The organism is Streptomyces sp. NPDC006259 (genome assembly GCF_042870975.1).
GTDB lineage: Bacteria > Actinomycetota > Actinomycetes > Streptomycetales > Streptomycetaceae > Streptomyces.
The window spans coordinates 25,045-35,850 of record NZ_JBIAHY010000014.1 but is presented as its reverse complement, the minus strand read 5'-3'; the positions used below and the strand labels follow the sequence as shown (position 1 = coordinate 35,850).

Genomic DNA, 10,806 nt, shown 5'->3' with positions numbered 1-10,806 from the left:
GAGTCCTGAAACGGGTTCGGGCTTGCGACCAGGGCCGTCAGGAGAACACCGGCGGCTTGCCGTCGGTGTTGTGCTGGGACCACCGTCTTTCTGATAGGGCCTGGCCCGCAAGTCGGCTGGAACAAATGGTGAGCCGCCCAGGGCACGGAACGCGCGGACGGCGCCGTCACGAGCGTGGTGGGCGCGGGCCGGCGGGGCGCCGAATTTCGTGGCGGGACGGGGAACATCTGCGGGGCCAGGAAGCCGCATAACGGAAAAATAGTGCGCCGGGGCTGGGCGGCGGGAGCCGGGAGCGTGGAAGGCTGTGTGCCACGCAGCCTGCAGCACGGCAGGGCCAACTGCCTTGCGGGCCACGTCACTTTGCGACCAGAGCCCGGGTCCCGGCACACCGCCGGCGGCCCCCGTCAGGACGGAGTCCTGCGCACCATGAGCCATGTCCCCCTCCCCCGCACCGCCGGCCCCGCTGCAGCGTGCGCCTGCGGCGCCGCCCCGCCGTCGGCCCGCGCCGACGAACCGGACGGCGCCGGCGCCCGCTTCGGGCCCACCCACGCGCTGATCCTGCTGATCGCTTTCCTGGGACTGGGCTGCGCCCTGTTCCTCGCCGGCACCGAGCTCCAGACCGTCTTTGCGCTGTTGGGCGGCTGCGGGGGGATCGGCGCGGCCACGCTCACCGCGGCCGGCGGCGGCCGCCTGATGACGGTCCTCGTCGAGACCGCCGTACGCTCCGGCGCGGACAAGTAGGGGGCCGGCCATGACCCGTATCCCTGCCGACGGCACCCCGCAGCGCCCCTTCGCCGACCTCGCCCAGCACCTGACCGCGCTGCGCCGGGCCGCCCGGCTTCCCCAGCGCGCCCTGGCCGAAGCCGCCAGCGTCTCCCGCGGCGCCGTCCAGCGCGCCGAGTCCGGCACCGCCGCACCCACCCCGGCCGTCCTCGACGCCTACCTGCGCGCCTGCAGGGCCGGCGAGGCCGACCGGGCCCGGGCCCGCCTCCTGCGTACCCGCGGCCGCACCGTCCAGCGCGACAGGCTCCGCGCGCTCAAGGCAGCGGCCCCCGCCTTCGCCCACACGGAGCGCGAACTCGGCCTCGTCCTGGCCGAGGTCTACGAGCGGGCCGGCGCTCCCTCTCTCAGCGACGCCCGCCTCACCCCGGAACGCACACCGCTTCCGCGCACCACCGCGTGGCGGATCGTCAACCGCAAGGGGCTGCCGGCCAGCGTCGAGCAGCTGATCACGTTCCTGACCGCCTGCGGCATCAGCCGTCCGGCCGCACAGCGCCCGTACCTCGACGCCTACCGCCACGTCATCGCCCAGCGCGGCACACGCCCCGTCCCCCCGCACGCACAGCGCACACAGCGCACACAGCGCACGCAGCTGATCCGCCGCATCCACCCGGCGCCTCTGGCGCAGGGGGGAGCAGACACCGGCGCCCGCTACGAACTCACCGGGCAAGCCGCCGTCCTCGCCCAGCGGGTACCCCCTCGCACATTCGAGGAAGCCGTCACCACCGACCTGTTCCAGTCAGCCGGCCGGGAGGCGCACCGCAACGGGACCGCCGTACCCGACTGGATCACCGTCACCAGCCTCATGGACCACGAGGTCGACTTCGCCCCGGACGGTGGCGTCTTCATCGCCGACGCCAACGACCAGGGCGTCGACCTCATCGTGCGCACCGACCACGGCACGGCCGCCTACCAGTTCAAGAGCTTTCGGGGGCGGCCCGGGCCGCCCCCGGCGCTGCCGGGTGCCCGAGTCCCCACGCCACCGCCGCGACCTGCCCCAACCGCCCGCGCCTCCTGACGCCGCACACAGGGCACGCACCCTGTTTGCCCGCGCCGCCACCACCAGAGCCGGCGGGCGCGCCGGGCGGCAGGCCCGCCTCGAGCGCCCCCGTCCACCACACGTGCGCGGTGTCCACGGCAGCGCGGTCAGCCAAAGCCGGAGCGGCGCCGCCAGGTGTGTGAGAACGCTCTGGCCTGAGGAAGGTGAGCGTCAGGAACAGGCGGGAGAGCGCCTCGGCGCCGCCTGGGCTGGCGGTCAACTCGCGGCACGCGGCCGGGGTCGCCGAGCAGATCGCGGTGGACTGCACGGAGCACGATGAGGACGGCTCCGCTCTCCGGGTCGAGGCGAAGCGGATCACCCATGCCGCCGAGCGGATCGGCAAGCTCGCCGACACGGTGGAGGAGGTCGCCGAGTGACGACCGCCGAGGAGTACGGGACCGCGCTGGAGCCGGTGGAGGTGGTCGACGCCGAGCTGGTGGACGACGACGTCCCCGGCGCCGGCGAGGTCGCCGTGCACGACCCGGTGGCCGCCGTGCTCGCCGCACTGGACACGAAGGCCGCCGAGGACCTGCACAACGACCGGCCGGACAAGACCCGCACCGGGTACCCGCTATCTCGACGCCGGGGTCGAGGAGTTGCGGATCCTGCCCGCCGAGGAGCGCGAGCACGATGTTTTGGACGAAGACGTCGCCCGAGTCTCCCCGCTCAAGCACGCCAACCTCAACGTGCTCGGCCGCTACAGCTTCCGCGCCTACGCCCCGGTCGACGGCGGCCTGCGCCCGCTGCGCGACCCGGGGGGGCGGCGGTCTCGACGAGGACGACGACCGGGCAGACGCCTGACGGTCGTTGCGTGTTCTGCCCTCGATTGGGTCTGTCGAGGCGTTTCGGTGAATTGCCTGGCTCGGTACGCTTTACCGGCATAGGGGGATGGGGGCTGGCCACTTTTCGGGGGGATGGCATGTTGGATCAGGCGTTGGTTGTTCTGGCTTCGGCGTTCGGGGCGGCGGTGGCTTCGGCGGCCGGCACCGAGGTGTGGTCGGGTTTCCGGGGCCGGGCGGCCCGGATTTTCGGCCGCCGGGATGCGCGGGAAATGCAGGTGGTCCTGGAGCGGCTGGACCGGGCGGCCCTCGAACTGGACCGCGCCGACCCCGGTGGCGCCGACCAGGTCCGTACCCGGCTGGAGGCATCCTGGCAGGCCCGGTGCGAGGACCTGCTGGAGAGTCTGGGTGAGGCGGACCGCGAGGAAGCCACCGGGCAACTGCGCGAACTGGTGGCCCGGCAGGCCGCCGGCGCAGTCACGGCCGGGGGCGACGGCATCGCCATCGGCCACAACGCCGACATCAAGGCCGACCGCGGGTCGGCGGCCGCCCTGCGCATGGGGGACGTGACCGTCGGAAACCCTCCGATGCCGGGTCCGGAGCAGAGCTGACCGCACCCGGCGCCGGCCAGGCCCCGCACATAACGGCGCAGACATCGCTCTACGCGCAGTCCGGAGCCCTGGTGGTCGGCCGCGCCGATTCGGTGACGCACCATGCCGCGCCGCGGGCGCCGCTCTCCTGGCCGCGGCCGCCGGTCGGCGTGCTCCCGCGGCAGGCGGACTGTTTCCTGCACCGCGATGCCGTCGATGCCTTGGATCGAGCGGTGGCCGGGGGTGGGACGCAGGTGCTGTCCGGGACCGGGGGGGTCGGCAAGACTCAGCTCGCCGCCCACCACGCCCGCGCCACCTGGCAGGCTAGGGCGGTGGATCTGCTGGTGTGGGTCACCGCGAGCAGCAGAGACGCGGTCCTGAGCGCCTACGCCGAGGCCGCTGTCACGGTGACCGACCCCGACGACCCTCAAAACGCCGGCCTTGACGACCCTGAGCGGGCCGCCGGCCGCTTCCTGGCCTGGGCCCAGGCCACCGGCCGGCGATGGCTGATCGTGCTCGACGACGTGAGTGACCCCGCGCACCTGAACGGCACGGACGGACCGGGTGACCTGTGGCCGCCCGCGCGCCCGAACGGCCGCACGGTGGTCACCACCCGCCGCCGCGACGCCGCCCTGCCCGGCCACCTCATCGACGTCGGCCTGTTCACCCAGGGCGAGGCCGTCGGCTACCTGAGGGCCAAACTCTCCGCCCAAGGCCGCCACGACGACCCCGGCCAGGTCGAGGAGCTCGCCCGCGACCTGGGCCGTCTGCCGCTGGCCCTGGCCCAGGCGGTCACCTATCTCCTCGACCTCCACCTGGACTGCGCCACCTACCGCGTACGGCTGGCCGACCGCGCCCGCACGCTGCCCGACCTGGTCCCTGAGGACAGCGGCCTGCCCGACGCCCACCGCGCCACGCTGGCCGCCACCTGGTCCCTGTCCATCGAACACGCCGACAAGCTCCGCCCGACGGGCCTGGCCCGCCCCATGCTCCACCTAGCGGCCTTGCTCGACCCCAACGGCATCCCTGCCACCGTCCTCACCTCTCCTCCAGTCCTCGCCTACCTCACCGAACACCGCACCCCCGACGGTGGCTCCGATCCCGACGTATCTCCGCGCACGGTCGGGGTGGACGATGCGGCCGACGCGCTGCGCTGCCTCCACCGGCTCAGCCTGGTCGACCACACCCTTAACACCCCTCACCGGGAGGTGCGCGTCCACAACCTCGTCCAACGGGCCACCCGCGAAGCCCTCAGCCCCGCCGCACGCGACATGGCAGCCCGTACCTGCGCCGACGCCCTGTATGAGGCCTGGCCCGAGGTCGAACGCGACACTGCCCTCGGCCAGGTTCTGCGCGCCAACACCGCCGCCCTGACTGCCCACGCCGCAGACGCCCTGTGGCAGCCCGACGGCCACCCGGTTCTCTTCCACACCGGAAACAGCCTCGGCAACACCGGACTCGTCACCGCCGCCCGCGCCCATTTCCAGGACCTGCACACCATCGCCCGCCAGAAAATGGGCCTCGACCACCCCGACACCCTGACCGCCCGGCACAACCTTGCCCACTGGCGGGGGGAGGCGGGGGATCCGGCCGGGGCCGCCACCGCCGCCGCCGAACTGCTGGCGGACTCCCTGCGGGTGCTGGGCCCCGACCACCCCGACACCCTGACCGCCCGGCACAACCTCGCCTACTGGAGGGGTGGGGGGGAGGCAGGGGATGTGGCCGGGTCCGCCGCTGCGTTCGCCGAACTGCTGGCCGACCGGCTGCGGGTGCTGGGCCCCGACCACCCCGACACCCTGACCACCCGGGCCGACCTCACCTTCTGGCGGGGGCGGGCGGGGGATCCGGCCGGGGCCGCCACCGCCACCGCCGAACTGTTGGTCGACTCCCTGCGGGTGCTGGGCCCCGACCACCCCGACACCCTGACCACCCGGCACAACCTCGCCTACTGGAGGGGTGGGGCGGGGGATCCGGCCGGGGCCGCCACCGCGTTCGCCGAACTGCTGGCCGACTTCCTACGGGTGCTGGGCCCCGACCACCCCGACACCCTGCTCGCCCGGCACAACCTCGCCCACTGGCGAGGGGAGGCGGGGGATGCGGCCGGGGCCGCCACCGCGTTCGCCGAACTGCTGGCCGACTCCCTGCGGGTGCTGGGCCCCGACCACCCCGCCACCCTGACCACCCGGTACTACCTCGCCCACTGGCAGGGGCAGGCTGATGGTACGAGCGGTGGTGTCAGATAACGATGGCACCCTCAAGTGATCAACGCACCACCCACGGATGATCATGTGATCGTGGAGGCACAGGTGCGTGACTACGGCTTTTCGCCAGCTCAGCAGGACGAGATATGGAGACGCTGGCGTGAGGGGCAGTCGTTCAGCTTGATCGGGCGGGCGCTCGGGGCGCCGATGCAGAGCGCCCGCCGCTTCCTGTACCAGAGCGGCGGCGTCCGCCTCACCCCGCAGATGCGGTCAGAGCGGCATTTGAGCGGCAGCGAGCGCGAGGAGATTCCCGCGGTGTCGCTGCGGGGGAATCGGCCCGGCAGCTGGCCAAGCGGCAGCCTTGACGACGAGGACTTCGTCATCCAGACGGCAACCACCCGCCCCACCAAACTCGGCCAGCCCTTCACCCGCTGGTCACTGCGCAAACTCGTCGCCTACCTGCGCAAAATCCACGGCCGGGCGATCCGCATTGGCCGAGAGGCGTTAGGCGGCCTGCTCGCCCGCCGCGGTGTCACCTTTCAGCGCACCAAGACATGGAAGGAATCCCCGGACCCCCAGCGCGAGGCGAAGCTGGACCGCTTCCCGGACCGGGTCTTCGCCTTCGACGAGTTCGGCCCTCTCGGGATCCGACCCACCGGCGGCAACTGCTGGGCCGCGCAGACCAGGCCCGGCCGGGTGCCGGCCACCTACCACCGCACCCACGGAGTGCGGTACTTCCACGGCTGCTACTCGGTCGGCGACGACACCCTGTGGGGCGTCAACCACCGCAAGAAGGGTGCCGCGAACTCGCTGGCCGCGCTGAAGTCGATCCGCGCCGCCCGGCCCGACGGCGCACCGATCTACGTGATCCTGGACAACCTGTCCGCCCACAAGGGCTCCGACATCCGCCGCTGGGCCAGGAAACACAAGGTTGAACTGTGCTTCACCCCGACCTACGCCTCCTGGGCCAACCCGATCGAAGCCCACTTCGGACCACTGCGGCAGTTCACCATCGCCAACTCCCACCACCCCAACCACACCGTGCAGATACGGGCATTGCGCGCCTACCTCCGGTGGCGAAACGCCAACGCCCGCCACCGTGACGTCCTGACCGCCGAACGCAAGGAACGCGCCCGCATCCGCAGCGAGAAGGGCATCCGCTGGGGCGGACGCCCCCTCGCCACCGCAGCCTGACACCGCCCAACGGCCAGTGACTCAGAAGCCTCGGAAGAAGCCGTCCTCGTCGACGGCGCCGACGAACTCCTCGAAGTCCATGTTCGCGCCCGAGAGGTTGTTCTCAATGCTCCACAGCTGGGCTGCCACAACGCGGACCCCACGCCCACGCTCACCCTGCAGGTCAAGCACGAGGAGCGGCCGCTCAGACGAGGCGAGGGCTACAGAGTCCGCTAAGACAAGAAGCGGATGCTGGTACTCCGCGGGGATCAGGTCGAGGGCCTGGTCAGATGTCAAACCCTCGTACCTCCGGTCATCCACGACTGCGACATTGGCCAGGAAACCGTCCTTGCTGGGCGAGAACAGCAACGCCCGCAGAGCGCCCCACGCACCGTCTGCCGAGAAGTCGGTGCGCACAACGAGGGCTTCCAAAGTGCAGGGGAGCTGAGTCATGCGCGGACAGTACTGCCAACCCGGTGGACCAATCCGGTCACAGCACTAGCGTGCGGTCATGGAAGACACCCCGATGGTCCGCCATGACCGGGGCCGGTTCTCGATGGTCTTCGCGTTGGTCAGGATCGCGGTGGTCCACGGCTGTTTGATGCTGATGCCGCAGATCCAGTCGCCCTCGGGCAGGGGCGCGATGCTCATGCGGCTCGCCCCCACACCGCTGTGCTCGGGCGCCCGGAGCGGCGGCCGTTGATCGACGGCACCGTGACGTGCTGCGCGGCCGCGAGGAGCGCACGGCCGGAGTGCTTGCCGTCGTACAGAGCTGCGTTTCTTCCGCCAGTTAGAGTTGCTACTGCCCTTGGTCGGGCGGGGCTGACCTGCTGACATGTCTGGCATCGAGACAACAGCACTGTTGCAGGCGCATCACCCCGTTGCGCTGATTCCGCTGCGAGGATGTGCTTCATGGTCAGCGTCGAAGAGTGGATCCAGGCCCGGAGAGGCTTGCGATTGGGACAGAGGCTTTGGGGGACGGTAACCGCGGTCCCGAATCCGGGTGCGACGGGGATCTTCATTGACATCGGCCTTCCGGTTGGAGGGTTCGTCGACGTGCTGCTGCTTCCGGCCGCCGCGGAGCGCTGGCCAACGGTAGGGACCGTGGCGGAGTTCGAGGTCTGGTGGGCCGACGCGCGGCCGCAGGTGCGACTCAAGCCCGTAGAGCGCCAGTTCTTGCGCGAGGACTTCGACGAGTGGCTGGCCCAGTGGCGGCCGGCCTGGCCTGAGAACGTACCCGTGGACCAGGCGTGGGTTGAAGCGGACGTGGCGACTCGGCGGGATGCCGGCGAGGTCGAGGAAACGCTGCGTGCGGCCGGATGGAAGCCGGGGCGACGCGTCCCGATTCAGCAGTGGCGCGAGATGCTGGAGGCAACTGGGCTGGTCCGGATGCATGAGGCCGCCGAACGATTCTTGACTGAGTTCGGAGGCTTGGACGTACAGATCAGCGGGCCAGGCATCACCTGCGCCAGGACGCCCTTCACCTTCGATCCCGAACTCACGGTGGGCGAGGAGGATCGATTCGCAGACTGGAGCTCGACGGTTGGGCAGGACATCTTCCCCATCGGTGAGCTCGACGAGGGCCGGTTTTTCCTCGGTATCGACGAGACCAGCGAGATCTACCTGATCGGGACCTGGGTAGCGACGTTCGGCCCGGTCCGGGAAGCGCTGGAGAAGCTCGTCCTGGGCATATCCCCACGGCGCATCGGTTGAGGTAAGTCACCGTCGCATATCGCGCAACAGCAGTGTTGCTCTGAACCAGGGGTTTCCGCTGCTTGTCAGGGCATGTGCCGCGGCGCCGGAACCCCGAAATGCCTCGTCCGCCCAGCACGTGATGTCGGCCGCCGCAAGGGCGTCGACGATGCCGTGCTCGCGGGCCGCGCGGACATCGTGGACGGCGCCGGGCAGGGCCGGCGAGGCCCACAGCAGCCGGCCGAAGGGATCCGTGAGAACCTGCAGGTTCATCCCGTGCTTCTTGTGTTTCCCGGAGCAGAAGGGCCGGTCCGCGGCGATGCGGTCGATCGGCAGGAGTGTGCCGTCGAAGATCACGAACGCCTTCGTCGACGCGACCCGGATCGCTTCGGCCAGGGTGGGCGCGAGAGCTGCCAGGAGTTCGACAGCCTCCGTGGCATACCGGTAGGCGGTCGTGGTCCCGATACCGAATCCGGCCGCGAGCTGGGCATACGTGTGTCCCATCCGCAGCTGGGCGAGAGCGAGCAGGGCCTGGCGGCCGGGGTTCAAACGCCTCCAGCGGGAGCCGATCGCGCGACGGTGCTGCCGCAGACGGGCGGACAGGAAGCGCAGGGCAGAGCTGGACACGTCGACGCCCGACGGGTAGACAAGCATGCGAAGCCTCTGGTGAAGACGGTTCTCTTGGTCGAAAACCCATCTACCAGGGGCTTCACCACGTCGTCAGCCCAAATGGCTTGCTGCTGCTGAAAGTTGGAAGGGGCTCACTGGTTCCTGCGGTTGAACAGGGTCCTCAGCCAGCCGCCTTGAGGGCGCTGCAACGGAAGCAGGCGCGACTGCTCGGCGCTTCGTTTGCCCTCCAGAGCGAGGACTTGTCCTTCGAGGTCCCCAACATCCTGAAAGAGAGCGGCGGCCCTCTCGTACGCATCGGCCGCCTCCGCCAGCCTGCCCGCCTCCTGCAGCACGAACCCTTGGTTGCCCAAGGTCCGTGCCTCGCCATGCCGGTCGCCGGTCTTCCGGTGCAGGGCCGCCGCCTGCGCGTGCGCGTCTACGGCCTCCTGCGCCCGGCCCGTCGCCTGGAGCGCGACCCCGAGATCATGCAGGGCCATCGCCTGGAGGGACGGCTCCCCGGTCTCCAGGAAGATCGTCTCCGCTTCCGTATGCGCGTCGACCGCGTCCTGGGGCCGCCCGCTGGCCACCAGGGCGCAGCCAAGACCATTGCGAGACTTACCCTGCATGTGCCGGTCGCCCGTACGGCGGTGGATGGCGATTGCCTGCGCATGCGCTTCCAGCGCCTCTTCAAAACGGCCGGTCTGTACGAGGACGTATCCCAAGTTCGTGAGCGCCATCCCCTCGCCCCGCAGATGGCCGTCCCTCCGGTGGATTGCCGCCGCCTCCTTGTCGGCGTCGATCGCCTCATCGAACCGGCCGAGCCCCGCCAGGGCGATCCCGAGATTGCTCAACGCCCTGGCCTCCACGTGGCGGTCCTTAAGGGTGCGGTGGATCTCAAGGGCCGCCTGTCCCGCTTCAACCGCCTCGGAGCAACGGCCGACTTCCCCCAACGCACCGGCGAGGTTGAGCCGTGCCTTTCCTTCGCTCGCCAGATCCCCGAGCTGATGGTGGATCTCCACCGTCCGCTCGGTGACGTCGATCGCCTCATCGAGCCGGCCCATCTCGCTCAGGACGACACCCAGATTCCCCAACGCGCCACCCTCGGCGCGCAGATCGCCCCGCTCGCGGCTGATAGCCGCCGAACTCCGGCTCAGCGTGCTCCAGTCCTCCAGGTGCCGCCGTTCTTGCAGAAGTCCGCAGACAGCGAATGTCAGAGCGGTTCCGATGTCGTGACGGAGTCCGACTTGCGCAGTGGCGGCGGACACCAGATTCGCGCGCTCCGCAGCGCTCGTGGCCTGGTGTCGGCGTACTGGTCGGTGTGCCCATACAAATACGGATGAACGTGCCCAGGCTGGTGGGCTGCGGTAGGCGCAGAAGTGGTTTAGTGCGACCCTGCTTGCGTGAGCCGCGATAGTGATTACTGGCAGGGCTGGATAGCGCCGTTGCTAACTTTTCTTGCTGCTGACGCTTCGGATCAGCTGGACTGGGCCAGCGAGCACCAGGTGAAGACCGCCGCCGTTGCCGAGGAGTTCGAGTTCAGCCTCCATCTGGCCAGGGGAATGGCGGACCGGGGAACCTTCGAACCGGAAGCTCTGCAGGACCTCAAGGCCATCGGTCGGCTCGTTGGCGAGACGGACGGATGTGGTCACGTCGACCGGTGGGCCGACACTCTGGCTGCCAATGCCACCTGGGGCGAGGTGCGGACTCTGGCTCGCCGGATCCTCGTAGCCCGGCTGGGCGAATGGCGTCAGCCACTGCCACGCCGCGTGCTGCCTCAACACGTCTACGACTGAGCACGTTCACCTGTACGCCGACACCTGGGCCGGAACACAGAGTGAGCCTATGAGTTGGGGAGATTGTGACGTCTGCCCTGGCTCTTACGGCTCTCTCGCATCGTATCTGCACTGGCATCTCTCGGCGTCGACTCGGTGTGCTTGTCGCGG

At 70.2% G+C, this 10,806-nt stretch carries 11 protein-coding genes and 2 pseudogenes; 9 read left to right on the top strand and 4 right to left on the bottom strand.

Features of this window, described 5'->3' with window-relative positions; genetic code table 11:
* The first annotated feature begins 426 nt into the window (after positions 1 to 426).
* The 7 genes and pseudogenes from ACFYO5_RS37610 to ACFYO5_RS37580 all read left to right on the top strand — a co-directional run bounded on the left by ACFYO5_RS37610 (position 427) and on the right by ACFYO5_RS37580 (position 6,583).
* Positions 427 to 741, top strand: a complete 315-nt coding sequence (locus ACFYO5_RS37610) for a hypothetical protein (protein ID WP_388718189.1) — start codon at positions 427 to 429, stop codon at positions 739 to 741.
* Positions 742 to 751: 10 nt separating this feature from the next.
* Complete coding sequence (locus ACFYO5_RS37605) at positions 752 to 1,798, top strand: helix-turn-helix domain-containing protein (protein ID WP_388718186.1); 1,047 nt, start codon at positions 752 to 754, stop codon at positions 1,796 to 1,798.
* Positions 1,799 to 1,983: 185 nt separating this feature from the next.
* Positions 1,984 to 2,196: a hypothetical protein gene (locus ACFYO5_RS37600; protein WP_388718183.1), complete on the top strand. Its 213-nt coding sequence runs from the start codon at positions 1,984 to 1,986 to the stop codon at positions 2,194 to 2,196.
* A gap of 189 nt (positions 2,197 to 2,385) precedes the next feature.
* Positions 2,386 to 2,620 (top strand): annotated as a pseudogene (locus ACFYO5_RS37595) (hypothetical protein); the annotation flags it as partial.
* A 133-nt stretch (positions 2,621 to 2,753) separates the two neighbouring features.
* Positions 2,754 to 3,209, top strand: a complete 456-nt coding sequence (locus ACFYO5_RS37590; RefSeq protein WP_388718180.1) for a hypothetical protein — start codon at positions 2,754 to 2,756, stop codon at positions 3,207 to 3,209.
* A 200-nt stretch (positions 3,210 to 3,409) separates the two neighbouring features.
* Positions 3,410 to 5,431: a tetratricopeptide repeat protein gene (locus ACFYO5_RS37585; protein ID WP_388718177.1), complete on the top strand. Its 2,022-nt coding sequence runs from the start codon at positions 3,410 to 3,412 to the stop codon at positions 5,429 to 5,431.
* 51 nt (positions 5,432 to 5,482) lie between these two features.
* Positions 5,483 to 6,583 (top strand): IS630 family transposase, encoded by a 1,101-nt coding sequence (locus ACFYO5_RS37580; protein WP_388718174.1) that lies wholly within the window; start codon positions 5,483 to 5,485, stop codon positions 6,581 to 6,583.
* A gap of 21 nt (positions 6,584 to 6,604) precedes the next feature.
* On the opposite strand, the gene ACFYO5_RS37575 is transcribed toward ACFYO5_RS37580, so the two are convergent.
* Both ACFYO5_RS37575 and ACFYO5_RS37570 read right to left on the bottom strand, forming a co-directional pair.
* Positions 6,605 to 7,015 carry a DUF6924 domain-containing protein gene (locus ACFYO5_RS37575; protein ID WP_388718171.1) on the bottom strand — a complete coding sequence of 137 codons (411 nt, stop codon included), beginning with the start codon at positions 7,013 to 7,015 and terminating at the stop codon, positions 6,605 to 6,607.
* Between the two features lie 45 nt (positions 7,016 to 7,060).
* On the bottom strand, positions 7,061 to 7,213 hold the full coding sequence (locus ACFYO5_RS37570; RefSeq protein WP_388718201.1) for a hypothetical protein: 153 nt from the start codon (positions 7,211 to 7,213) through the stop codon (positions 7,061 to 7,063).
* A 261-nt stretch (positions 7,214 to 7,474) separates the two neighbouring features.
* Here ACFYO5_RS37570 and ACFYO5_RS37565 point away from each other — a divergent pair, with 261 nt between their 5' ends.
* Positions 7,475 to 8,275 (top strand): SUKH-3 domain-containing protein, encoded by an 801-nt coding sequence (locus tag ACFYO5_RS37565; protein ID WP_388718168.1) that lies wholly within the window; start codon positions 7,475 to 7,477, stop codon positions 8,273 to 8,275.
* An 84-nt stretch (positions 8,276 to 8,359) separates the two neighbouring features.
* Here the strand turns inward: ACFYO5_RS37565 and ACFYO5_RS37560 are convergent.
* Positions 8,360 to 8,908 (bottom strand): annotated as a pseudogene (locus tag ACFYO5_RS37560) (transposase family protein); the annotation flags it as partial.
* Between the two features lie 107 nt (positions 8,909 to 9,015).
* Positions 9,016 to 10,128 (bottom strand): tetratricopeptide repeat protein, encoded by a 1,113-nt coding sequence (locus tag ACFYO5_RS37555; RefSeq protein WP_388718165.1) that lies wholly within the window; start codon positions 10,126 to 10,128, stop codon positions 9,016 to 9,018.
* 135 nt (positions 10,129 to 10,263) lie between these two features.
* Here ACFYO5_RS37555 and ACFYO5_RS37550 point away from each other — a divergent pair, with 135 nt between their 5' ends.
* The gene (locus tag ACFYO5_RS37550; RefSeq protein ID WP_388718162.1) at positions 10,264 to 10,656 is read left to right on the top strand and encodes a hypothetical protein; all 393 of its coding nucleotides are present in this window, start codon (positions 10,264 to 10,266) and stop codon (positions 10,654 to 10,656) included.
* Positions 10,657 to 10,806: the final 150 nt, after the last annotated feature.